The sequence below is a fragment of the Glutamicibacter sp. 0426 genome (assembly GCF_001906485.1).
GTDB classification, from domain to species: Bacteria; Actinomycetota; Actinomycetes; order Actinomycetales; family Micrococcaceae; genus Glutamicibacter; species Glutamicibacter nicotianae.
In genome coordinates this window covers 45,414-67,578 of record NZ_MPBI01000002.1, presented here as the reverse complement: position 1 = coordinate 67,578, position 22,165 = coordinate 45,414, and the positions used below count along the sequence as shown (strand labels likewise).

At 63.9% G+C, this 22,165-nt stretch carries 19 protein-coding genes and 1 riboswitch; of the genes, 8 read left to right on the top strand and 11 right to left on the bottom strand.

The window, feature by feature from the left end; all coding sequences use genetic code 11:
• Positions 1-15: 15 nt before the first annotated feature.
• The 4 genes from BKX98_RS05845 to BKX98_RS05830 form a co-directional block, all read right to left on the bottom strand.
• Positions 16-1,161 carry a CaiB/BaiF CoA-transferase family protein gene (locus tag BKX98_RS05845; RefSeq protein WP_073706509.1) on the bottom strand — a complete coding sequence of 382 codons (1,146 nt, stop codon included), beginning with the start codon at positions 1,159-1,161 and terminating at the stop codon, positions 16-18.
• A 152-nt stretch (positions 1,162-1,313) separates the two neighbouring features.
• Entirely contained in the window at positions 1,314-2,033 is a 720-nt protein-coding gene (locus tag BKX98_RS05840) for a GntR family transcriptional regulator (protein WP_158024664.1), read from the bottom strand.
• Between the two features lie 46 nt (positions 2,034-2,079).
• Entirely contained in the window at positions 2,080-3,627 is a 1,548-nt protein-coding gene (locus BKX98_RS05835) for an MFS transporter (protein WP_073706507.1), read from the bottom strand.
• Between the two features lie 4 nt (positions 3,628-3,631).
• Positions 3,632-4,162 carry a MarR family winged helix-turn-helix transcriptional regulator gene (locus tag BKX98_RS05830; RefSeq protein ID WP_073706506.1) on the bottom strand — a complete coding sequence of 177 codons (531 nt, stop codon included), beginning with the start codon at positions 4,160-4,162 and terminating at the stop codon, positions 3,632-3,634.
• 101 nt (positions 4,163-4,263) lie between these two features.
• On the opposite strand from BKX98_RS05830, the gene BKX98_RS05825 reads away from it, so the two are divergent.
• Positions 4,264-5,124: an inositol monophosphatase family protein gene (locus BKX98_RS05825; RefSeq protein WP_073706822.1), complete on the top strand. Its 861-nt coding sequence runs from the start codon at positions 4,264-4,266 to the stop codon at positions 5,122-5,124.
• Positions 5,125-5,200: 76 nt separating this feature from the next.
• Positions 5,201-5,413: a hypothetical protein gene (locus BKX98_RS16770; RefSeq protein WP_143181038.1), complete on the top strand. Its 213-nt coding sequence runs from the start codon at positions 5,201-5,203 to the stop codon at positions 5,411-5,413.
• Positions 5,414-5,507: 94 nt separating this feature from the next.
• Here BKX98_RS16770 and BKX98_RS05820 read toward each other — a convergent pair whose 3' ends face one another.
• The 3 genes from BKX98_RS05820 to BKX98_RS05810 all read right to left on the bottom strand — a co-directional run bounded on the left by BKX98_RS05820 (position 5,508) and on the right by BKX98_RS05810 (position 9,702).
• A complete protein-coding gene (locus BKX98_RS05820; protein ID WP_038990018.1) occupies positions 5,508-7,151 on the bottom strand; it encodes a thiamine pyrophosphate-binding protein in 1,644 nt (547 codons plus the stop codon).
• Entirely contained in the window at positions 7,148-8,137 is a 990-nt protein-coding gene (gene speB, locus BKX98_RS05815) for an agmatinase (RefSeq protein WP_038990019.1), read from the bottom strand. The genes BKX98_RS05820 and speB overlap by 4 nt, the downstream gene beginning before the upstream one ends.
• 206 nt (positions 8,138-8,343) lie before the next feature.
• Positions 8,344-9,702 (bottom strand): aminotransferase class III-fold pyridoxal phosphate-dependent enzyme, encoded by a 1,359-nt coding sequence (locus BKX98_RS05810; RefSeq protein ID WP_073706505.1) that lies wholly within the window; start codon positions 9,700-9,702, stop codon positions 8,344-8,346.
• 81 nt (positions 9,703-9,783) lie between these two features.
• On the opposite strand from BKX98_RS05810, the gene BKX98_RS05805 reads away from it, so the two are divergent.
• Positions 9,784-11,319: a PucR family transcriptional regulator gene (locus tag BKX98_RS05805; protein ID WP_073706504.1), complete on the top strand. Its 1,536-nt coding sequence runs from the start codon at positions 9,784-9,786 to the stop codon at positions 11,317-11,319.
• 58 nt (positions 11,320-11,377) lie between these two features.
• Here BKX98_RS05805 and BKX98_RS05800 read toward each other — a convergent pair whose 3' ends face one another.
• The 3 genes from BKX98_RS05800 to BKX98_RS05790 all read right to left on the bottom strand — a co-directional run bounded on the left by BKX98_RS05800 (position 11,378) and on the right by BKX98_RS05790 (position 14,171).
• The gene (locus BKX98_RS05800) at positions 11,378-12,907 is read right to left on the bottom strand and encodes an APC family permease (protein WP_083586655.1); all 1,530 of its coding nucleotides are present in this window, start codon (positions 12,905-12,907) and stop codon (positions 11,378-11,380) included.
• Positions 12,908-13,013: 106 nt separating this feature from the next.
• On the bottom strand, positions 13,014-13,430 hold the full coding sequence (locus BKX98_RS05795; protein WP_073706503.1) for a hypothetical protein: 417 nt from the start codon (positions 13,428-13,430) through the stop codon (positions 13,014-13,016).
• A gap of 174 nt (positions 13,431-13,604) precedes the next feature.
• Complete coding sequence (locus tag BKX98_RS05790; protein ID WP_038990023.1) at positions 13,605-14,171, bottom strand: cupin domain-containing protein; 567 nt, start codon at positions 14,169-14,171, stop codon at positions 13,605-13,607.
• Between the two features lie 134 nt (positions 14,172-14,305).
• Here BKX98_RS05790 and BKX98_RS05785 point away from each other — a divergent pair, with 134 nt between their 5' ends.
• The 3 genes from BKX98_RS05785 (at position 14,306) to BKX98_RS05775 (ending at position 16,514) form a co-directional block, all read left to right on the top strand.
• Entirely contained in the window at positions 14,306-14,893 is a 588-nt protein-coding gene (locus BKX98_RS05785; RefSeq protein ID WP_073706502.1) for a DinB family protein, read from the top strand.
• Between the two features lie 67 nt (positions 14,894-14,960).
• Positions 14,961-15,074: riboswitch (SAM riboswitch) on the top strand.
• Positions 15,075-15,089: 15 nt separating this feature from the next.
• Positions 15,090-15,356, top strand: a complete 267-nt coding sequence (locus BKX98_RS05780) for a hypothetical protein (RefSeq protein WP_073706501.1) — start codon at positions 15,090-15,092, stop codon at positions 15,354-15,356.
• Positions 15,357-15,410: 54 nt separating this feature from the next.
• Positions 15,411-16,514, top strand: a complete 1,104-nt coding sequence (locus BKX98_RS05775) for a VIT1/CCC1 transporter family protein (protein ID WP_073706500.1) — start codon at positions 15,411-15,413, stop codon at positions 16,512-16,514.
• Positions 16,515-16,579: 65 nt separating this feature from the next.
• Here BKX98_RS05775 and BKX98_RS05770 read toward each other — a convergent pair whose 3' ends face one another.
• Positions 16,580-17,770 carry an LOG family protein gene (locus BKX98_RS05770; RefSeq protein WP_073706499.1) on the bottom strand — a complete coding sequence of 397 codons (1,191 nt, stop codon included), beginning with the start codon at positions 17,768-17,770 and terminating at the stop codon, positions 16,580-16,582.
• 86 nt (positions 17,771-17,856) lie between these two features.
• Here BKX98_RS05770 and BKX98_RS05765 point away from each other — a divergent pair, with 86 nt between their 5' ends.
• Positions 17,857-21,204 carry a DEAD/DEAH box helicase gene (locus BKX98_RS05765; RefSeq protein WP_073706498.1) on the top strand — a complete coding sequence of 1,116 codons (3,348 nt, stop codon included), beginning with the start codon at positions 17,857-17,859 and terminating at the stop codon, positions 21,202-21,204.
• Between the two features lie 162 nt (positions 21,205-21,366).
• Positions 21,367-21,651: a hypothetical protein gene (locus BKX98_RS05760; protein ID WP_141358198.1), complete on the top strand. Its 285-nt coding sequence runs from the start codon at positions 21,367-21,369 to the stop codon at positions 21,649-21,651.
• Positions 21,652-22,165: the final 514 nt, after the last annotated feature.

Here is a 22,165-nt window from a genome sequence, read left to right as displayed (position 1 = left end):
TGAAAGTTCTTGCGATTAGCTGTTGGCGAAGGTGCCAAGAAGTTCCTGGTGCTCCCCGTGGGCCGGCGGGGTGCTGCGGTATTGGGCTCCGGTGCGCGAGAGCCCGATGGGGCTGGCGATCTGCTCGGTCACCTCTCCGGTGGCCGGATCGGTGATCAGCGCGACCGGATCCAGGCCGAGCTCCTTAGCGAAGTCGATGGCCTCGGCGATGGAGTTGACCTTGCCGGCGGGGACTCCCGCGGCCATCAGCGCTGCCGCCCAGTGCGCGGCCGTGGCCGAGACGGTGGCCGCTTCGATGATGGCCTTCAGTTCGGTCCGGTGGGCCACGCGTGCGCTGTTGCTGCCAAAGCGCGGATCGTGGATCAGTTCCGGCTGGCCCAGGTGCTGGGCCAGGGCGGCGAACTGGCGGTCGTTGCCTACCGCGATCGCCACGACGCCATCGCTGGCTGCGAAGGTTTCATAGGGGGCGATGCTCGGGTGCGCGTTGCCCATGCGTGCCGGGGATTTTCCGGTGGCCAGCGTGCTGCTGGACTGGTTGGTCAGCCCGGCCAGCAGCGAGCCGAGCAGGTTGATGCTCACCCGCTGGCCGATGCCGCTGGAATCGCGTTCGCGCAAGGCCAGCAGGATCCCGGCCACCGCATTCTGCGCGGCCAGGACATCCACCAGGGCCACGCCCACCTTGCTCGGCGGCCCCGACGGTTCGCCGGTGATGCTCATCAGCCCGCCCACTGCCTGCACCAGCAGGTCGAAGCCGGGCAGTGCCGCACCCTGCTTTTCGCCGAATCCCGAGATGGAGCAATAGACCAGTGCCGGATTCAGTTCGCGCAAGCTCTCGTAGTCCAAGCCGAATTTTGCCAAGACACCGGGACGGAAATTCTCCACCAGCACGTCTGCCTCGCGGATCAATTCGCGCAGGGCGTGCAGCTGTGCCGTGTCCGCAAAGTCGGCGACTACTGCCTGCTTATTGCGGTTCACCGACCAGTAGTAGGTGCTGATGCCCTGGGCGTTGACCGGCGGCTTCCAGCTGCGGGTCTCATCCCCGGCAGCGCTTTCCACCTTGAGGACGTCGGCTCCGAAGTCCGCCAGGGTCATGGAGCACAGCGGTCCGGCCAGGATGCGCGAGAGGTCGATGACCTTGATCCCTTCGAGCGGTTGGCTCATTCGCTTCCACACCTTCAATCCACAAAAATTATAAGTTACATGTTGCATGCAACTCTATGTCGCGCAGATCACCTTGGCAAGGTTTTCAGATAATTCATTGCCTTCTAGCGGCCCATTGGGCTCCAGCTGGTGCCGAACGCTCAGGCTTGATGCTAGGAAATCAAAGCGTCCAACCGCTCCAAGAACGGTTGCGCGTCCAGTCCCTCGGTCCGCGAGCAGACGGACTTAATCAGCATCTGCGCGGTGCGCATGACGTGATCGCGAACCGCCGTTGCGGCGGCATCCGGATCCTTGGCAAGAATCGCTGCCATGATTTCCTCACGGTCACCGGCCAAGTCCTGGCTGGACCGGGCGAAGGGCACGGTAGTCTGCCCGTGGGCCAGGACCAGGTTGCGCAATTCCCCCACCACGTTGTCGAGCTTCGCGTTTCCGGCGAGCCCCAGCAGGTAGAGGTGGAATTCCTTGTCCGCTTCCAGCGTTGCCCGGCCATCACCGGTTTCACCGATCTCGAGCATGCGCTGGTGCAGCGACTTCAGCTGCTTGATGTCATCCTCCGTCGCATTCCGCACGCCACGTGAGGCAGCAGCAGGCTCAATGGCCAGCCGCAGCTGGAAGACTTCGACAATCTCGTCCAGGGAAATCTGGTTGACCCGCACCCCGCGGTTTTTCGCCACGGTCACGATGCCCTCTTTTTCCAGCAGCTGCAGGGCCTCGCGCACCGGAGTCCGAGAGACGCCCAGCTTTTCCGATATGCCGATGGCTGAGTAGTGCTCCCCCGGAGCCATCTCGCCGGCAACGATGGCAGCGCGGATCATCGTGGACACCTGCTCGGTCAGGGACGCCTTCTGCTGGATCGGTTGCATGCTACTCATGGTTTGAAGCTTATCCTGATTCGCCTCCGCGACAACGCCACGCCCGCTAGATCGTCTTGCGCAGCGGCACTTCCTTGATGAGCACGATGCATACGAAGGCGATAACTGCCACGGCTGCCGAAACGGTGAAGACGATTCCTGTCGCCTCGCCATAGGCGGCTTCGACCACCAGCCGCAACGCATCGGGCATCCCAGAAAGATTCAGCGAATCCTCGGTGGCCGGCGCCGCGGAAAGCTGCCCCTTGGCCGCCAAGGAGTCGTTGACGAAGTCAGCCACATTGCGTGAGAGCAGTGCGCCGAGCACTGCGACGCCTGCCGAGCCGCCAACTGAACGGAAGAACGCCACCGAAGAGCTCGCCGCACCGATATCGGTGACTTTCACCGTGTTCTGCACCGAGAGCACCAGGTTCTGCAGCATGAACCCCATGCCCACGCCGTTCAGGAACATGCCGCAGGCCAAGATCCAGTATTCGGTATCGTGGTGCATCGTTCCCAGCAGGCCGAGGCCGGCGATATTGAGGATTGAGCCGATCAGCAGGTAGATTTTCCACCGGCCGAAGCGGGTGATCATCTGTCCCGAGAAGACCGATCCGAAGTAGTTGCCGGCGATCATCGGCAAGGTCATCAGCCCGGCCATGGTGGGCGTGGCTTCGCGGGCGATCTGGAAGTACTGGCCGATGAAGGCGCCGGTGCCGAACATTCCCACGCCGATAGAGATTGAGGCGAGGATCGCCAGCGACGTGGTCCGGGTGCAAATGATCTTCAATGGAATGATCGGTTCGGGAACCCGCGATTCCACGAGCAGCAGTGCGAGGGCCAGCAAGATGACCGTCGAGACCATGGTGTAGGTCTGCCACGAATTCCAACCGAAGTAATCATCCTTGCCCACATAGGACACCCAGATCAGCAGGATGGAGACGGAGGTGGTCAGCAGGATGGCGCCCACCCAGTCGATGTGCACCGGACGCTTCACGTGCTTCAGGTGCAGGGTCCGGTGGATCAGGATCATCGAGAGCAAACTGATCGGAATGCCGAAGAAGAAGCACCAGCGCCAGCCAAGCGGCGAGTCCACGATGAATCCACCCAGCAGCGGGCCTGCCGCGGTGGAGACAGCCATGACCGCGCCGAAGTATCCCGAATAGCGTCCGCGCTCGCGTGGCGGAATGACCGTGCCGATGACCGCCATGCCCATGGCCGTCAGCCCGCCCATGCCGATGCCCTGGATGACCCTGGCGAACAGCAGCACTGGGATCGACCAGGCAAGCCCGGCCAGCAGCGAGCCGAGCACGAACACCAGGATGCCCGCTTGCAGCAGCTTCTTCTTGTCGAAGAGATCTGCCATCTTGCCCCAGATGGGGGTGGTGGCGGCATTGGCCAGGAGCGTGGTGCTCAAGACCCAGTTGAAGTCGGTTTGCGAGCCGCCCAGGACATCCATGATGGTCGGCAGGGCAATGGACACGATGGTCGCCGCGAGCATCGCGGCGAAGAAGGATGCCAAGACTCCAGCGATGGATTTGAGCACCTCGCGCTGGTCCATCTGCGGCTGGTCCGCGGCCACCTCGGTGAGGTCGGTAGGACGGTCTTTTTCCGGCATGCTCTTATCCAAGGTCGGTATTTTCTGCGTTGTTTCCGGTGGTGCTTTGCTCGGTGCCGAACTGATCGGTGCGCTGGGATTGGATACCGCGGATCATCGTATCGTTCAACTCGCCCAAAGCGTGGGCAACACTGGCCATGCGGGAGCTGTCCCAGTCGGGAAGGACCTGGCGCATGCGCTCCAGGCGCAATCGGTCGCGGAATTCAAGCCGCTCGCACCCCGCCTCGGTCACCCAAAGCACATGGCGGCGGGCATCGATTTGGCTGGGCCGCCTGTCAACCAGGCCCGACTGCTCCAGTTCCGCCAGGTGCCGGCTCATTGCCGCAGTGCCGATGCCGAGGACCTGGGCAAGGTCGGCAGCATGCGTGGGTTCACGGGATTTCAGCGTCTTGAGCACATGATGGGAGGCGTTGGAAACCTCGGGATCCGTCTGGTCCATATGCGAGAACACGCGTAGGATCCTGGAACTGCGCGCCAGCTCGTCGAGCAGGCTCTTGAGCTCTGAATCCGAATGGCTGTCTGGAGACTTGTCCACGGTCTATCGGCTGCCTATCTATTGTGTTTCCACCACAGTAAGTTTAATTAGTTGCTTTAGTCAACGTTTTGGCGTTGCGTGCCGGCGGTAAGCTGGACTTCGTGAATGATCAGCGAGTCCAAGCCCGCACCAACAACGCCGAAGAACTGCGCCTTGCAGCGCTTGAAGCAGCTCGCCAGTCCGCCGAACTGCTGCGCGCTTCCTTCCGCGGCACCGTGCACGCCGAACACAAAACCAACACGCATGATCTGGTCACCGACATCGACCGGCGCAGCCAGCGGATCATCACCGACGCGCTGCTCTCGGCCTGCCCCGGTTCCTGGGTGCTCGGCGAAGAGCGGATCTCCGGCGAGCACGGCCAGCAGGCTCCCGGCAAGGTGCAGTGGATCGTTGATCCGATTGACGGCACCAGCAATTTCGTCCACGGCGTGGCATTCTTCTGCATCTCGATCGCCGCCGCCATCGATGGCCAACTGGTTGCCGCCGCAATCCTCGATCCGATCTCCGGCGATGAATTCAGTGCCAATTCGGATACCGCATTCCTCAATGGACAAGTCCTTGAGCCCGGTGCCCGTCCCGAGCAGTCCCGCGCCAACCTGATGACCGATTACCCGGGAGCGGAATCCATGCTCAAGGACGGAGATCTGTCGCTGAAGCTTCTGGGCCAGTGGATCCAGGACTTCGCCACGGTGCGGCGCAAGGTCTGCGCCGCGTTGTCTCTGGCCCATGTGGCCGCAGGCTGGTGCGATGCCGTGATCGGTTTCGATACCAAGGTGTGGGATGTGGCCGCCGGCGCGCATCTGGTGCGCATGGCCAAGGGCACGTTCCGCGGCCTGTCCTACGGGCAACCGGGGCTGGCCGACCACCACTGCCCCGGATTCATCGCCCAGGGGCCAGGTGCCGACTATCCCTCACTGGCCTCCGCTGCCGAGCAAATCCACCAGCTGCGCACCGGCCGCTGAGCCAACAAAGCAGACAATATCGAAGTTATTGGCCCCACCCCTCGGCTTTGGCCGGTTTCGGACGTACCATGGCGGCATGGCACCACTAATTAACCGGACCGCACACTCCGCCGTGCGGCACCATGGTGGCGGAGGGGTGATCCTGGGAGGCATCGGAGCAATTCTGCTTTTCGCTACCTTCGCAGTGATGTTGGCAGCCCAGTCCCTGGACTGGGAGCCACTGCTCATCGGCATTTGCCTGGGCATCTCGACAGTGCTTTTCGGCGTGGTATTCCACTTCACCCACTGACCTGCACCGTTTCACCATCTATTAATCACCACGGCCCCGGACCCACCGCTCGTGAGAGCAGCGGATCCGAGGCCGTCGACGTGTCCGGATGCCTTTACAGGTGCGTGGGCGCGAACATCTTCAGCAGGGTGCGGACCACAATGACGTTCGGCCCGTCCGCCTCCAGCGCCTCGGCGAGCGCGGCACCGATGCCTTCCGGTTCCACCGCCCGGGCGGGGATGCCGAAGGACTGGGCCAGCGCCACGAAGTCGGGCCGCGCCAGCTCGGTGGCTGTGGCCTTGCCGAAGGCTCCCTCCATGTACTCGCGCAGGATGCCGTAGCCGCCATCATCGACGATCAGCCAGGTGACCGGTGCATGGTGCTGCTTGGCGGTGGCCAGCTCGGCGATGGAGTACATCGATGAGCCGTCTCCGCTGACCGCCAGCACGCGCTGCTTCGAGCCGATGGCTCCGCCGATCGCGGCGGGGAAACCGAAGCCGAGGCCGCCGGCGCCCTGCGCGGAATGGAATTCGCCGTCCTTGGCGTCCCAGCAGCTCCACCCCCAGTAGGCGGCAATGGTCATGTCCCAGAAGGTCTGCATCCCTGCCGGGACGGCGGCCCGGATATCGGCCATGAACTTCCGCTCCTTGCCCAGGTCCTGGGCATCCAGGCGGGCCTGCACCTTCTCCAGGGTCTCGGCCACCACCTGCTGCGGGGTGTTCCCATGCCACGAGGCCTGGGCGGTGAAGCCGGTCTTGCGCATTTCCCCATCGAGGAATTTCAGGGCCTCGCGGGCATCGGCGCGGATGCCCAGGGCGGGGGTGTTGGATTCGAGCACGCGCGGCTCGGCGTCGATCTGGATCATCTTGCCGCGCGGTTCCAGGGTGAAGTAGTTGCTCGTGACCTCGCCCAGGGATGACCCGATGACCACCAGCACGTCGGCGTCTTCCATGACCTCCGAGACGTAGCGGTCCTCGACCCACGACTGCAAGGAGAGCTCGTGCTCCCAGGGGAAGGCGCCGTTGCCGCCGGGGCTGCACAGCACCGGGGCCTGCAGCTTCTCCGCCACGGCCAGCAGCTCGGCCTGCGCCCCGGCCCGGCGCACGCCGCCGCCGGCGATGATGGCCGGGCGCTTCGCCTCGGCCAGCCAGCGCATGGCTTCGCCGATCAGCTCTTCGCGCGGCGGATGCTCGTAGGCTTCGGCCAGGGCGTCCTGCACCGGCGGCACCATCACCGGCGCGAGCAGCACGTCCTGCGGCACCTCGACCCAGACCGGCCCCATGGGCACGGTGATGGCCCGGGCCCAGGCGTCCTGGATGGCTGAGGGGATGCCGGAGGCATGGTGCACGGTCTGCTGGAACTTGGTGACATTGGCGGCCGAGGCCTTCTGGTCATCGAGCTGGTGCAGCATGCCCTTGCGGCGGGCGCCCAGCCCGTCCAGCGGGATCTGGCTGGCGACCACGACCATCGGCACACCGGTGGCGTAGGCTTCCTGCAGCCCGGCCAGGGAAGTCAGCGCCCCGGGGCCGGTGGAGAGGAACAGCACGCCCACTTCCCCGGTGGCCCGGGAGTAGCCGTCGGCGGCGAAGGCGGAGTTGTTCTCGACGCGCGAGGAGATGAATTCCAGGCTGGAGCGCGAGAGCGCGTCGAACAGTCCCAGGGCGTGCTGCCCGGGGATCCCGAACACGGTCTTGGCGCCGAGTGCGGTGAGGGTCTCGATGACCAGGTCGCCGCCGTTGCGTTGCGGTTGCTCGCTCATGAGGCATTCATTCCCTTGCTGGCGCGGAAGTCGCTGATCAGGCTGATCAGGTCGTAGGTGACGTGGCTGGCGGCCACGCCGGTCAGTTCCGCATGGTCGTAGGCGGGGGCCACTTCCACGATGTCGGCGCCGACGATGTTCAGCCCGCGCAGCCCGCGCAGGATTTCAAGCAGCTCGCGGCTGGTGATGCCGCCGGCTTCCGGGGTGCCGGTGCCCGGGGCGTGCGCCGGGTCCAGCACGTCGATGTCCACCGAGATGTACAGCGGGCGGTTGCCGATGCGGTCCCGCAGCTTGTCCACGATTTCGCGCACGCCCTGGTAGTAGACATCCGAGCTGGTCACGATGCCGAAGCCGAAGCGCTTGTCGTCTTCCAGGTCCTTCTTGCCGTACAGCGGGCCGCGGGTGCCCACGTGGCAGATCGCCTCGGTATCCAGGATGCCTTCCTCGACGGCACGGCGGAACGGGGTGCCGTGGGTGTATTCGGCGCCGAAGTAGGTGTCCCAGGTATCCAGGTGCGCGTCGAAGTGCAGCATCGCCACCGGTGCTCCGGCGCGCTGGGAGGCGGCGCGCAGCAGCGGCAGCGCGATGGTATGGTCGCCGCCCACGGTGACCAGGGTAGAGCCGTCGCTGGTCAGCTCCAGCGCGTTGTGCTCGATGGTCTCGATGGCCTCGTTGATGTTGAACGGGTTGACCGCCATGTCCCCGGCGTCTGCCACCTGGCTCTGCGCAAAGGGCGAGGTGTCGGTGGCGGGGTTGTAGGGGCGGATCAGGCGCGAGGATTCGCGCACGTGGTTGGCTCCGAAGCGGGCGCCGGGCCGGTAGGACACACCGGTATCGAAAGGCACGCCAACGATCTTGATGTCGGCCTGCTCCACCTGGTCCAGGCGCGGCAGCCGGGCGTAGGTGCCGCCTCCTGCATAGCGGGGAATCTCCGCGGCATTGATCGGTCCCAGCCGGCCATTTTCCTCGATGCGGATTTCCTTCATCGCAACTTCCTCCCCAGACGCACGAGGACCACAGCCCAAGTTGTCTAATATGAAACTTCAGTTTTCCATTATGCTATTTTGTCTGCTGGGTCACGTCAAGATCCAACGACAGGGCCAGGCAGAATGCGGGCATAAAAGGGCGCAAGCCGCGGTCCGGGAAAGGACTGCGGCTTGCGCTGGGATTCCAGGGAGGAGAAGTGAGGAGATCAGCTGGCAGCGCTGCGGATCTGCTGGGCAAGCACCCCCAATCCATCGCGCAGCAGTTCTTCGCCGATCACCAGCGGCGGCAGCAGGCGCAGCACGTTGCCGTGCGTGCCGCAGGTCAAGGTCAGCACCCCGGCGCCATGGCAGGCCTTGGACACTGCGGCGGCCACATCAGGGCGCGGCGCCAAGCTGCCCGCGTCGGCGAACTCGATAGCCAGCATAGCTCCGCGGCCGCGCACTTCGGCCACCACCGAGGTCTGCCGCACCAGCGGTTCAAGGATTTCGCGTGCCACCCGCTCAATGAGCTGGGCATTTTCCAGCAGCGCCCCGTCCTCGAACTGCTCGAAGACTGCCAGCGCCGCTTCGCAGGCCAGCGGGTTTCCGGCATAGGTGCCGCCCAGGCCTCCGGCGTGCGGGGCATTCATCAGCTCCTTGCGGCCGGTCACCGCAGACAGCGGCACTCCGTTGGCCAGCGCCTTGGCCGTGAGGATCAGATCGCCTGCCACGCCCTCGTGCTCCGAGGCAAAGAGCTTTCCGGTGCGCCCCATGCCGGCCTGGATCTCGTCGATGACCAGCACAATGCCGTGCTTGTCAGCCAGCTTGCGCAGGCCCGGGATGAATCCGGCCATCGGAACCACGAAACCTCCTTCGCCCTGGATCGGCTCGATGACCATCGCGGCGAAGGTCTGCGGGCCGTGCTCCACCAAGGTCCGCTCGACCGAGGCCAAGACCGCCTCGACGGTGGCCGCGCCGGCGGCGGGACGCAACGGGTTCGCCGAAGCGGCGCGCACAATATGCTCGGGCATCGGGCCGAAGTTCAGCTTGTACGGATTGACCTTGGCGGTCATGCCCATGGTCAGCAGCGAACGGCCATGGTAGGCCTCGTCGAAGACCAGCACGTTGGCCCGCCCGGTGGCGGCACGGGCAATCTTAACCGCGTTCTCCACGGCCTCGGCCCCGGTGGAGAACAGCGCCGTGCGCTTCTCGAAGTCGCCGGGGGTGTGCTGGTTCAACCAGCTGCACACCTGGGTGAAGGATTCGTATTCCGTGACCATGAAGCAGGTATGGGTGAAGTCCTCCAGCTGCTTGGCCACTCGTTCGGCCACACGGCGGTTGGAAGCACCCAGTGACGTCACGGCAATTCCCGAAGCGAAGTCGATCAGGCGATTGCCATCGACGTCTTCGATGATCCCGCCATCGGCCCGGTTGACGAAGACCGGCAGGGTGATGCCAAAGCCGCTGCTGACCTGCTGCACCCGCTGCTCGTGGAGCACAGCTGAGCGGGGGCCGGGAATGCTGGTGGCAAGATGGCGGGTCTGGGGCAGGGCTGGCGCGTCGATGGCGGCAAGGGTTTCAGTCATGGCTCAAGCCTAGAAATCCGCGTGACACGCGTCATTGGCCATTGCATCCAAACTTGGCATCTTTCTTGGATAATTTACCCAATGATTACCCTTTTGCAGCTCGGCACGGAATTGGGTGCCGAATTCCTCCCCGCTACTGCCGGAACCTTCCGGGCCCTGCCGGTCAGCGGGGTGCATGTCTCCGAGCTGGAGGATCCCACCGCCTACTTGGATGGCGGCGAGCTGCTGCTGACCACCGGCATGCCATTCGCCGCCAGCGCCGAAGCTTCCCGCGCCTACATGCGCCGGCTGCAGGCCAAGAAGGTATTCGCTTTGGGACTGGGACTCGGTCCCTGGCTGCGCGCCGTGCCCGAGCATGTCGTCGAGGCCTGCGACCAGGCCGGCATTGAGCTGGGCATCGTCCCCGATCAAATCCCATTCCAGAATATTTCACGGGCTTACTGGCGCCTGGCCTCACGCGACCAGGAGTCGAACCTGATGGGCTCGTTGGGCACCCAGACTGCGCTGGCGCGGGCCGCGGTCCGTCCGGATGCCATCAATGCCGTAGTGCGCGGCTTGGCCGAAGCCCTGAAAGGCTGGGCCGCCTACCTCTCGGTCGATGACCGCCCGGCGACCTGCTACCCGGCGTCAGCCGAAGCATTCCTGGACGAGCTCCGCCATGAATCCATGCGTTTCCGGCGCAACGGCATGCCCGCGGCGTCCACGTTCGAGGTCCAGGGCCACGAAGTGGTGCTCTACCCTATCCTTTCCGGGACCAGAATCCAGGGATATCTCGGCGTATCCGCAGGCCGCAAGCCGACCAAGGCCGACCGGCAGATCATCATGACCGCGTGCACGCTGCTGTCCCTGCGCGCCAGGCAGCGGGAATTGGCCGCCAGCACGCATCAGGCGCTCAGCGCGGCCACCGCCAAATTGCTGCTGCATGGCCAACCCGAGGCGGCGCGCCTGGTCGGGGAAGGCGCCGGGTTGGACAGTTTGCCTTCCCGCGTGCGGATCCTGGTGTACCGGGCAGGAGCCAATACCGATTCCGCGACCGCAATGCATGCGTTGCCTTCGCTCCAGCGTCCAGCGGCGTTGCCCGATATCTCCGCCGCGGTCGAAGAATGCCAGCTCCACTACCAGGATGGCTCCGAAAATTATCTGGTCCTCCCCGAACCAGCGGAACATCCCGGCACAGACGCGCCGCTGGCACCGCCGGCCGGCAGCACCACGGAACTGATGGCGCGCGAACCATTCGATTCCCCGGCACCCGAGGTCCGGGCGGTGCTCTCCCACCCGCTGAACCTGGCCGAGATCCCCGCCAATCTCCCTGCCCTGCGCCACGCGCTGGATGCTGTCCCGGTGGGGACCATGGTCCCCAGCTCCCCGGGCTTCGATGCCAGCGCGGAAACCTGGGTCACAGCTCTCGCCGAATACCCGCGCGCCGATCTGCTTTCGGCGGTCACCTCCTATCTGCGCCATCGCGGGCATTGGGAGGAAGCCTCCCGCGAACTGGGCATCCACCGCAATTCCCTGCGCCACCGCATCAGCGTGGCGCAGGATGTGCTTGGCATCGACCTTGATGACCCGGATGCCGCCGCCTCGCTATGGCTGGCACTTCGCCGGACGCAGAAATAAGCATGCCGCGGGATCTGGCAGTACCAGATCCCGCGGCGCGCTTCGGGTGCAGCGGACCTCAGCCCTTGAGCCGCGTTGAGTTTGGGTTCGGCGCAACGGCGCGGCGCCCCGCCACTGCATCCGGCCCGGTGGCACCGAGCTTGGCCTGCTGGCGGATGCTCAGCTTCTGCAGCAGCTCGTCTTCGGCGAATTCGCCCGGGGCGACCCCGCGGGGAACCCGTAGCAGGAAGCCCGTGCCCAGCACCCACCATGCAGCGAAGAGCAGCCACGGCTGCCAGGCGATGGCCGCCGGCATTCCCGGAAGGTACAGCGAGATCAGCCCGGCGCAGAACACCACCGACAGCACGCCGATTACCTTGCCGCCGTTGCCCGCGCCGCCCACGCGCAGCGGGCGCGGCATCTGCGGTTCGCGCTGGCGCAGGATCAGGAAGGCCACGCCCACGAGCAGGTAGGCAATCACGATCGATGGCGAGCCGGAATCCACCAGCCAGCCGAGCATGGCGGAGCCGAAGAATGGAGCCAGCACCGACAGCCCGCCAATGAAGAGCAGCGCGTGGCTCGGGGTGCGGTGCTTCGGATGCAGGTAGGCGAACCAGCGCGGCAGCATTCCCGAGCTGGCCATCGCGTACATCAGCCGCGACGCACCCATCAGCAGGGAATTCCACGACGTGAGGATCCCGGCGATGCCGCCGGCGATCAGCACCTTGGCCATGATCCCGGAATTGAACAGCGCCCCCATCGCGTCAGCCGTGGCCAGCTCGGATCCGGCGAGTGCGGAAGCGCCCATTCCCGAGGAGGTGGCCAGGATGATCCCCAAGTACCAGGCGGTGGCGATGAGCACCGAAACCACCACGTACTTGCCGATTTTCCGCGGGGCGATGTCGCATTCCTCGGCGGATTGCGGGATCACGTCGAAGCCGACGAACATGAACGGCACCACGATCATCACGCCGAAGAAGCCGGCAACCCCGTTCTCGAAGAACGGTTCCATGTTCGTGCTCTGGCCGCCGCTGAATGCACCGGCAAGCAGCATGGCGCCGATGACAAAGAGGAAGATCACCACGAAGGTCTGCACCACACCGGCGGTCTTGATGCCGCGGATGTTGATCCAGGTGATCGCCACCGCCCCGGCTACACCGACCAGAGCCCAGGTCAGGTAGACCTCGGAACCGGCGATTTCCCATAATTTGATGTGCGAAAGATCCGGGAAGAGGTAGAGCACGGATTTGGGCAGGGCCACTGCTTCGAAAGCCACGATCGTGATATAGCCACCGACGATCGCCCACGAACCGGCAAAGGACCAGCGGGCGCCCATGGCGCGCAGCAGATAGTTGTGCTCGCCTCCAGCTTTCGGCATGGCGGCAACCAATTCGGCGTAGGTCAGGCCCACGACCGCCATGATCGCGCCGCCGACCAGCATGGCCAGCGCGGCTCCTATCGGACCGGCGGTGGTGATCCAGTCGCCGGTAAGCACGACCCAGCCAAAGCCGATCATCGCGCCAACACCTATGGCCAAGGCGTCCCAGCGGCCCAGGACCTTCTTGAGTCTTGGTTCTGCGGAGTGGTTCTTTGTGGTGTTTCCTGCCATGGCATTCCCTCCTGGAAAGATGATCAGGATCACACTATGCGCAAACACGCCACAACGTATTGGATGTTTTGACTACATTTCAGGCCATTTCATCCAAACCGGGAGCTCAGGCTGCCTCAGAGCCCTTCTTGCTGGCATTCACCAGCGCCCGATCGACCTCATGGATGCCCAATGCGAAGCCCGCGGACATCACCAATGACTTGATGGTCAACTCGGAAAGGTCATCGGCCACGTACACCAGCTGGATCGGGCCGGCCAGGATGAGCAGGATGGCGGTCCACAGCGCATAGGTCCAGGAGGTGCGCGCCTGCGCCATCTGCGGGAAACGGGCACGCCGGCGAATTGTCCGCACGCCGATGGTCACGATGACAACAGCGAGAATCACGGCGCCGAGGAAGAAGAAATTGCGCTGGGTGCGGATCCAGGTCAAGGTGGTGCCGACAAGAACGCCGAAAAGCACCGAAGCCCACCAGCTGATGCTGCGCAGCTGGTCCTGCGTCGCGGTTGGTTCGCCTGTCTTCACGCCTCTCCCATCGCCAATTGTTCCGAGCGCCCGGAACAACGCATCGTTCCTAGAATACGCGGTTGCCCACCCCGCCAGCGAACGCGCAGCCGCATCGCGCCGAGCGTGCCGCGGCAGCGAACGCGCAGCCGCATCGCGCCGAGCGTGCCGCGGCAGCGGGCGCAGGGGCCGGACTCAGGAGAGGATCAGCGTCCAGGTCACCACGGCGGGCTCATCGGAAGGGTTCTCCCAGCTATGCGGCTCGCGCCCCGGGAAGGTTACGGTGTCGCCCGCTTGAAGCTCCAGCCGCTGGTCGGGCAGGATCAGGATGAATTCTCCGGCGATCACGTGCAGCACTTCCAGCTCGCAATCCATCGAATACAGTTCCGCTTCGCCAGTGCCCCTCGGCGCAATCTCGGCGCGGATCATCTGCAGCCGCTTTTCGCTGCGTGGCGTCACCAGCTGCTCGGTGATCCCATCGCCACCCAGTGAAACCCGCGGTGCCTGGTCCAGGCGCACCAGCTTCGTTTCCGGAACCTCGAAAAGCGTGCCGACCTCGATGCCCAGCACCTCGCACAAGCGCAGCAGCGTCGCCACCGATGGGCTGGTCAGGTCGCGCTCCACACGCGAGAGGAAGCCCTTGGTCAACCCGGAGAGCTCGGCGACCTGGTCAATGGTCATGCGCTGGGTCTGCCGCACCCCGCGCAGCCGCGCACCGATGTTGATAGCAGCACCGGTTGGTTCAACGGGCAGGGTTTTCATCGTTTGGCTCCATCGACGTCGTGGGCGGCAGCTGCAGCCGCAAGCGCTGGGTTTTCACGGTCTGCAGGCAAGTTTACCAATGGTAAACACGCGATGCCCTAGCACGGGCTCACCACGGCCACTAGACTCTGTCCATGGACAGCACCAAGGACAGGCTCTGCGGGTATCTGGGCGAGGCACGCGAGAATGCGATCTTCAAGGCCGAGGGCCTGGCCGAGCAGCTGGCCCGCACCCCGCTCACCCCTACCGGCACCCATATCCTGGGCGTGCTGCACCATCTGGTGATCAACGAATACGAGTATTTCGGCACCTGCCTGCAGCGCGAGGCCAACGACGCCTATGTCCGCGAGTTCATCTCGCCTCATGATCCCGACGCTGATTTCCTTCCGCCCGCGGACATGGACGGGCAGCAGCTGATCGGCCTGTACCGCAAGGCCATCGCCTTCGCGGACGAAGGCATCGCCGCCTTGGCCCTGGATTCTGCAGTGCACGTCCCGTGGTGGGGGCCGGCCGGGCATACCACCTTGGATCATCTGCTCATCCATGCCTTGGCCGAGACCTCCCGGCATGCAGGGCAGCTGGATATCATCCGCGAGCAGCTCGACGGCCGTGCCGGCTGGACCGCGACGCTGGATTTGCTGCCCGGCTACACCACGGCGCAGTGGGCTGAACACCGCCAGAAGCTGCAACAGCTGGCCGATTCCCTGGCCCCGGAGAACTGACCGGAAGTCATATTACGCAGTACGGCTTCATCTGGCGCCGCATGCGGCGGTACGCTCGGAATTGTTGCTTCACGAGACGCGGCGCCAAGCTCCGACTGGCCGCGCACCAACCCCAAGTTCATGGGTGGTTCGGATGAAGAAGCGGTCCGCGCATCAACTGGTGCACGGGCAAGAGCTCGCCAGAGAGTTGATATCCATGGCTATCCCGATTCTTCCCATCATCGACCGCCAGACCGGCCAGGTGCAGTTCACCGCCGAGGGCCGCTGGTGCACCCGCTACGTTGCGGACCCGCTCCAGCTCGAACGCCTCATCGCGCGCTGCTCCCGCCGTCCGGCCTTCGACCCGGACACCTCAGAATTGCTGCTGGTGGTGCCGGCGGCCGGGAATCCGGCCGGCAGGCGCCATGCATTTAGCCTTGCCAAATTCCCAAGTTCAGGGGCGCTGGCTAAAGTGGAAAGCTGAGCCGATCCACGGGTTTCCATGGGAAACCCCACGTTCCAGGAGAGCCTTTTCGAGATGCCACAGCACCCAGTCGCCGAACCAACCAAAGCGCAGATCCAGCGATGGCGCAAGTATCTCGCCGATGAAGTCGCGGAGGGCGCCATCTACCGCGCCCTGGCGGAAAAGAAGTCCGGGCAGGAACGGCAAATCCTGCTGGGCCTGGCCGAAGCCGAAGCGCGCCACGAATCCCACTGGCGCACGATGCTCGGCGAGCATGCCAAGGAAGTCCGCCCCTCGCTGCGCCGCACCATGCTGCGCTTCCTCGCCCTGCACTTCGGGTCGGTGTTCGTGCTGGCCATGGCCCAGCGCTCCGAAAGCAGCTCCCCCTACCGCCATGACAAGGACGCCACCGCGCAGATGGCTGCCGACGAGCAGGTCCACGAGGAAGTCGTCCGGGCCCTAGCCACGGCAGGACGCGCACGGCTGTCGGGCAACTTCCGCGCCGCGGTCTTCGGCGCCAACGACGGGCTGGTATCCAACCTGGCATTGATCATGGGCATCGGCGCCACCGGCGTTTCTTCGGCCTTCGTGCTGTTCTCCGGCATTGCCGGCTTGCTGGCCGGAGCGCTGTCCATGGCGGCCGGCGAATACGTTTCGGTGCGTTCCCAGCGCGAGCTGCTGACCGCCTCGCGGCCTACCCAGGTCACGCTGGCCGCAGCCCCGAACCTGGATCTGGACGCCAACGAGCTGGTGCTGATCTACAAGGCCCGCGGCATGAGCGACGAGGACGCCGAGCACCGGGCCGCCGAACGCATGGGCCTGTTCACCTGCGACTGCAACCCTGATTTCTCGCTGAACCCGGAAGGCCGCGGCGAGGAGCTCGAGAAGGAGCACCAGGAGCTGGGCTCGGCCACCGGGGCGGCCACCACCTCATTCCTGCTCTTCGCTTCCGGCGCGGTGGTGCCGATCTTGCCCTACATCTTCGGCCTCTCCGGCCTGGCCGCGATCATCGTGTCGGTGGTGCTGGTGGGCATCGCCCTGATGATCACCGGCGGCATCGTGGGCCTGCTCTCCGGAGCCTCCCCGTTCAAGCGCGGCTTGCGCCAGCTGGCCATCGGCTGGGGCGCGGCGGCCGTCACCTACTGCCTGGGCCTGATCTTCGACGTCAGCGTCAGCTAATACTCCGCTTGGCATCGAAAATGCCGGGACAGCTTCGGCTGTCCCGGCATTTTCGATGCCCCGGACTAGTTGTCCTTTGCCGGCCGGGTGCGCCGCCGCAGGGTTTCCATGGACTGGATGAACGCCAGTGCTTCCTCGGCGGTGTCCACCAGGGCGATCTTCTGCTCCATCACGCGTTCCTTGGCCAGGGCCTGGAGCAGCGGCCACGCCGGAAGGTCATTTCTCCAGTAGTCGCGGCCGACCAGCACCATTGGCACCACGCGGGCACCGGTGGCGTAGTAGTTCTCGCAGGCATCCTGGAAGATTTCCTGGACCGTGCCGGCAGCCCCGGGCAGCACGACCAGCCCGCCGTTGGACTGCTCCAGCAGGATCGCCTCGCGAATGGAATTGGTGAAGAACTTGGCGATCTGGGTGGCAAACAGATTCGGCGGCTCATGGCCGTAGAACCAGGTCGGCACGCCCAGCGACTGCCGCTGGCTGGGGAAACGCTCCTTCACCATCAGGGCGGTTCTCGCCCAGCCGGTGCGCTGATGGATCGCATCAGGCGCTTCGGCGAGCATCTGCAAGGCCGTCGCAATATCATCTGCCCCGTAGTCGGCCAGCCACGCACCGGCATTGGCCGCTTCCATGGCTCCCGGTCCTCCCCCGGTGGCCACCGCGTAGCCAGCACGGGTAATCATGCGCCCGAGCTCCAAGGCCTGCGCGTACTGCGTGGTGCCCCGGTTCATCGCATGCCCGCCCATCACCCCGATGATCGGAGTGTCCTTGAACGTTCCCTCATACACCTGAGAGACCAGCGCCTGGCCAATGTGGTGATCGTGCAGGGTCCGGGCCAGCGCACTGTGATCGCTGTCGGCATTCGCCGCCGCATGCTGCTGGGAGTACGCGTATATTTTGGCATCGGGCACCTGCTGGTAGGTCTGCGTCCAGATCCCCGAATACAGCTCTTCTGCCGTGTACAAGCCGCGGGCGCCGGTCTCGAACGGCAGCTGCGCCCCCGAGTTCATGCACAGCCCGCCCGTCGCCTGCACGATCTGCTGGCCTTGGGCGGAAAACTGGCAATCGATGAACAGCGCTTCGGAAAGATCCAGCGATTTCAGCACGGTATCCCGCTCGCGCAGATCCACGCGGTGCACGCGCCAGCCTTTTCCGTGGGCATGGTGGGAAACCAGCGCTTCAGCGGCGAGACGGTCGAATTCGACGAGCGAGGTGATGTTCACTGCTCGGGCTGGAAGGTAGGGCCACACGTGGGACATGCGTCAACGCTACGTCATGGATAGTGATTATTCACAGAAGGGCCCTTCAACTTTCGCGACGGCCCGGAACGTGAAACGATGAGAGGATGACTGAATCTGTTCCACCAACCATTGACGCCCGCCATTTACTGGCTTTTCTGGGCAACGTTCCTTTCTTCTATGGAAAGAACCTGGCCGCAGAAGCAAATTCCGTGGTTGACGTGGAATTCGATGAAAGCACCGGGCAGATCGAGGGCACAGTCACCGATTCCGGCGAAGAATACTCTCCGATGATCCAGGTCCGCTTGGAGGGTGGCGAGTGGAAGATCGAATCCTGCGAGTGCACCTGCGACGCACCAGGCATCTGCTCTCATATCGCGGCTTTGGCCATTACCTCCAATAAGATCGCCTCCCAGCCTCGCCCGCTGCCGGTCCATGAAGAGAAGCCGGACACCGTGTGGTCAAAGCAAATCGATTCATGGTTCGAGGAGTCCGAGCCGGGCCCGGCCGACGGGCTGCTCGGTTCGCAGCACGATCCGGTGGTGCCGATGGCGCTGCAGTTCCTGCTCTTCGATTCGAAGGACGCCACCCAGCAGCAGCAGTGGATGCCGACCGGGACCATCCCGCACCCGACCCGCAACAAGCGCTTCCGCTTGGGCGTGCGCCCCATGGTCCGCAATGCTGAAGGCCGCTGGGTGCGCGGCCAGCTGCGCTGGACCACCCTGGGCTTCAAGACCTACGGCTGGAACCTGCTGCGTGCACAGCACCACTGGTTCACCCGCTTCGCCTCCATGGCCCGCAGCGACAGCCAGTTGCAGTTCAAGGTGGACGAAGACTGGCTGTTCCTGGACGAGTACGCTTCCGAGCTTCTCTGGCCGCTGCTCGAACAGGCTGGCGAGCTGGGCATTGCGCTGATCACCACCCGTTCCGAGCAGCGCGTGCGGATCGTTGATCCGGCCAGCTTCAGCATGCAGGCCTCCCTGGATGAGCAGCAGCTGCAGCTGGACGGCGTCCTGCACATCGCCGGGCAGGATCTCGTGCTTGATCCGGAGGCGCCCAGCGGTGTCATCGCCGAGCATGGTTTCTATGCGCAAATGGCCCAGCCCGATGAAATCTGGCTGGCTCCAAGCACCGAGCCGGTTCCCGACGCGCACCGCCGCTGGTATATCGACCGCCGCCCGGTCACCGTGCCCGCACCGGAGATCAACGACTTCTTCGAATCCTCCTACCCTCGCCTGGCTCGCCGTTTCGAGCTGCGCAGCGTCAGCGACGAGCTGGTCCTGCCGGATCTGAAACCTCCCTATGTGCACGCCACCGTGGTCTACAAGCGCGAATTCAACGAGAACAAGGAACCGAACGATACCGCCGCGCTGGACTTCCAGATCCGTTACCCGGGGATCCCCAGCGACCAGGAAGTGTACGACGTGGAGGCCGAGGAACTGCTCCAGGCCGCCGTGCATGTGGTGTTCCTGGAGCATGAGGAAGCCGGCAACCCCAACCTGTCGCCGAAGTTCTACGCACGCGATGACACCATTGATTTCGTCACCGAGATCCTGCCCGCGCTGGAGCGCCTTCCGGAGGTCCAGCTCGTCGAGCAGGGCACCCGGCCGACCTTCCGCCAGCTGCGTGAACTCCCCCAGCTGAAGATCAATGCCGTGAATCATGAACGGACCGACTGGCTTGATCTCGGCTTGCTGATCACCGTAGGCGACCATGAGGTTCCCTTCTCGCAGATTGTCGAGGCCATGAGCAATGGCCAGATGAAGCTCCGCCTGCCGGACAACACCTGGTTCTCGCTGAACCACCCGATGTTCGCCAAGCTGAAGGCGCTGGTTGACGAAGCCCAGGCGATGAACGACAAGCCGAAGGAGGGAGACCTGAAGCTGACGGTCTTCCAGATCTCGATGTTCGAAGAACTGGACGAGATGGCTGAAGGCATCGACGGCGCTGACCTGTTCATCGCACGCATGCGTTCGCTGCTCAAGGTCGCCGAGGCCCACCATGCCCAGGTTCCGAACACGCTGGATGCCCAATTGCGTCCCTACCAGGTGGAGGGGTTCCACTGGCTCTCCCGCCTGTACGAGGGCGGCTTCGGCGGCATCCTCGCCGATGACATGGGCTTGGGCAAGACCCTGCAGACGATTGCGCTGATGCTCCATGCCCATAAGCTCTGGGCGGATCCCGAGGCCTGCGCCCAATTGCCGGCGGCCCAGCGTACCCGCCTGCCGTTCCTGGTGGTTGCCCCGAGCTCGGTGGTGTCCAACTGGGAAATGGAAATCAACAAGTTCGCCCCTTCCCTGCGGGTCGTCAGCGTCGAGGGCACGTTGCCGTCACCGCGGCAGCTTCAGGAACTCGCTCAGGACTACGATGTCATTCTCACGACCTACACCCTGCTGCGCCTGAACGACGAGATCTACGAAGCCCAGCGCTTTGCCGGCCTGATCCTCGACGAGGCGCAGTTTGTGAAGAACAAATCCACCAAGGCCCACCGGACCGCGGTGAACCTGCAGACCAATTTCAAGTTGGCAGTCACCGGTACCCCGATGGAAAACAACCTGTCCGAGCTCGGTGCCTTGCTGTCGCTGGTTGCTCCGGCGTTGTTCCTGAACACCACGCGCTTCAATCGCCAGTTCGCCCGGCCCATCGAGGTCTTGGGCGACAAGGAAACCCTCGCCTTGCTACAGCGCCGGATCAAGCCGTTCATGCTGCGCCGCACGAAGGAATCGGTGGTGCTGGATCTTCCGGCCAAGCAGGAGCAGCAGATTCTGGTGCGCCTGTCCGAAGAGCACCAGCATGTCTACGACACGCATTTGAATCGCGAACGCCAGAAGATCCTGCACCTGGTGGAGGACCTGGATCGCAACCGCTTCACCATTTTCCAGTCGCTGACGCACCTGCGCATGCTGGCCCTTGAGCCGTCCCTGGTGGATCCGGAACTGTCGGATATCCCCGGCTCGAAGCTGGAAGCTCTCTTCGACCAGCTCGATGACGTGGTGGGCGAAGGCCACCGCGCGCTGATCTTCAGCCAGTTCACCTCATACCTGAAGGTGCTGGCCGACAAGCTGGCCGAGCGCGGCGTGAGGTTCGTGTACCTCGATGGCAATACCCGCAACCGTTCCAAGGTCATCGAGCAGTTCAAGGAAGGCGAAGCACCGCTCTTCCTGATCTCCTTGAAGGCCGGCGGCTTCGGCCTGAACCTCACCGAAGCCGACTATTGCTTCTTGCTGGATCCGTGGTGGAACCCGGCCGTTGAAGCCCAGGCGATCGACCGCACGCACCGCATTGGCCAGACTCGGCAGGTGATGGTGTACCGGATGATTTCCCAGGGCACCATCGAGGAGAAGGTTGTGGCACTGCAGGAAAGCAAGCGCAAGCTGATTTCGACGGTGATGGATGAGGCCGATGGATTCTCCAAGGCCTTGACCGCCCAAGACATCCGAGGACTGCTTGAGTAACAGGTTGATTAAATCCGCCGTCTTAGCAGGCGGCTGTCAGCAAAACCCTGTATATTCAAAATGTCCGACGTTGTGCGCTGCGCCACACACTGTGCGCTCGTCGGGCTAGGACCCGGGCGGCTCCTCGTCCGGGTGATACGAACGACTAAGGCGGTAATATCCGTGTCCCTGATTAAATCGGAGACTCTCAGTACCCCCGATGACGACTGGATGAGCGCATCGGTGAGTATCGACAAAGATCGTGTGGTGATTGAAACCAAGCAGGAACGCCTGTCCTTGGAGAATGACCGGCTCCTGGAAAAGATCCGCAGGGTCCTGGCTTCCCCTCTCGAAGAGATTTTCTACAATCCGAAGCACCGGATGCTCCTGATCCCGGGGGCTTTCGCTGCCATCGGCTCTTCATTCCTCAGGATCGACACCGAAGCTGCAGCCGGCCTACGCGGCTAGCCTGCTTCGACTTCATGCCCCAAGCTGCCTACCGGCGGCCTTGGGGCATTTTTGCGTCCGGCAGAGACGGTTCCGGGCGCGGATGAACAGCTCACGGGATTCTTGCCGTCTGAAGCCCCTGCTTGCCCCCTGGATCCACGGCTTCAGAAACAGAGTTTTCGCTCAGATTCTCCGTTTTCCACCCCGTGGCGGACCGAGTCCTTCGCCACAGTTTGAGTTTTTCGGGCAGTTCGATCGGAGCCTTCGCCGATCGCCCGTTTGCCCTATGCTTCCGTGGCTAATCGGCGGTCGGCACGTCCGCGATCTGGCTATCTGCCCGGGCCCGCATTGGCTCAAGAGAGCCTCTCGATCAGGGAATTAATCTAATTTTTGGTAAACTTGACGATTGTCCGCTTAAGCGTTTCATCGCTCAAAGCCGGTTTTTGACCGGATTTTTGAGTAGAAATCTATCGATTTCGACGAGTCACACGGCGGCCGCAACCAGCTTCAAGGAGCAGAAATTTCGCTCCTCAAC

Coding starts and splice junctions, on each gene's coding strand:
- BKX98_RS05845 (WP_073706509.1), bottom strand. CDS start 1,161: ATGAGCCAACCGCTCGAAGGGATCAAGGTCATCGACCTCTCGCGCATC.
- BKX98_RS05840 (WP_158024664.1), bottom strand. CDS start 2,033: ATGAGTAGCATGCAACCGATCCAGCAGAAGGCGTCCCTGACCGAGCAG.
- BKX98_RS05835 (WP_073706507.1), bottom strand. CDS start 3,627: ATGCCGGAAAAAGACCGTCCTACCGACCTCACCGAGGTGGCCGCGGAC.
- BKX98_RS16770 (WP_143181038.1), top strand. CDS start 5,201: ATGGCACCACTAATTAACCGGACCGCACACTCCGCCGTGCGGCACCAT.
- BKX98_RS05820 (WP_038990018.1), bottom strand. CDS start 7,151: ATGAGCGAGCAACCGCAACGCAACGGCGGCGACCTGGTCATCGAGACC.
- speB (WP_038990019.1), bottom strand. CDS start 8,137: ATGAAGGAAATCCGCATCGAGGAAAATGGCCGGCTGGGACCGATCAAT.
- BKX98_RS05810 (WP_073706505.1), bottom strand. CDS start 9,702: ATGACTGAAACCCTTGCCGCCATCGACGCGCCAGCCCTGCCCCAGACC.
- BKX98_RS05805 (WP_073706504.1), top strand. CDS start 9,784: ATGATTACCCTTTTGCAGCTCGGCACGGAATTGGGTGCCGAATTCCTC.
- BKX98_RS05800 (WP_083586655.1), bottom strand. CDS start 12,907: ATGGCAGGAAACACCACAAAGAACCACTCCGCAGAACCAAGACTCAAG.
- BKX98_RS05790 (WP_038990023.1), bottom strand. CDS start 14,171: ATGAAAACCCTGCCCGTTGAACCAACCGGTGCTGCTATCAACATCGGT.
- BKX98_RS05785 (WP_073706502.1), top strand. CDS start 14,306: ATGGACAGCACCAAGGACAGGCTCTGCGGGTATCTGGGCGAGGCACGC.
- BKX98_RS05780 (WP_073706501.1), top strand. CDS start 15,090: ATGGCTATCCCGATTCTTCCCATCATCGACCGCCAGACCGGCCAGGTG.
- BKX98_RS05775 (WP_073706500.1), top strand. CDS start 15,411: ATGCCACAGCACCCAGTCGCCGAACCAACCAAAGCGCAGATCCAGCGA.
- BKX98_RS05770 (WP_073706499.1), bottom strand. CDS start 17,770: ATGTCCCACGTGTGGCCCTACCTTCCAGCCCGAGCAGTGAACATCACC.
- BKX98_RS05765 (WP_073706498.1), top strand. CDS start 17,857: ATGACTGAATCTGTTCCACCAACCATTGACGCCCGCCATTTACTGGCT.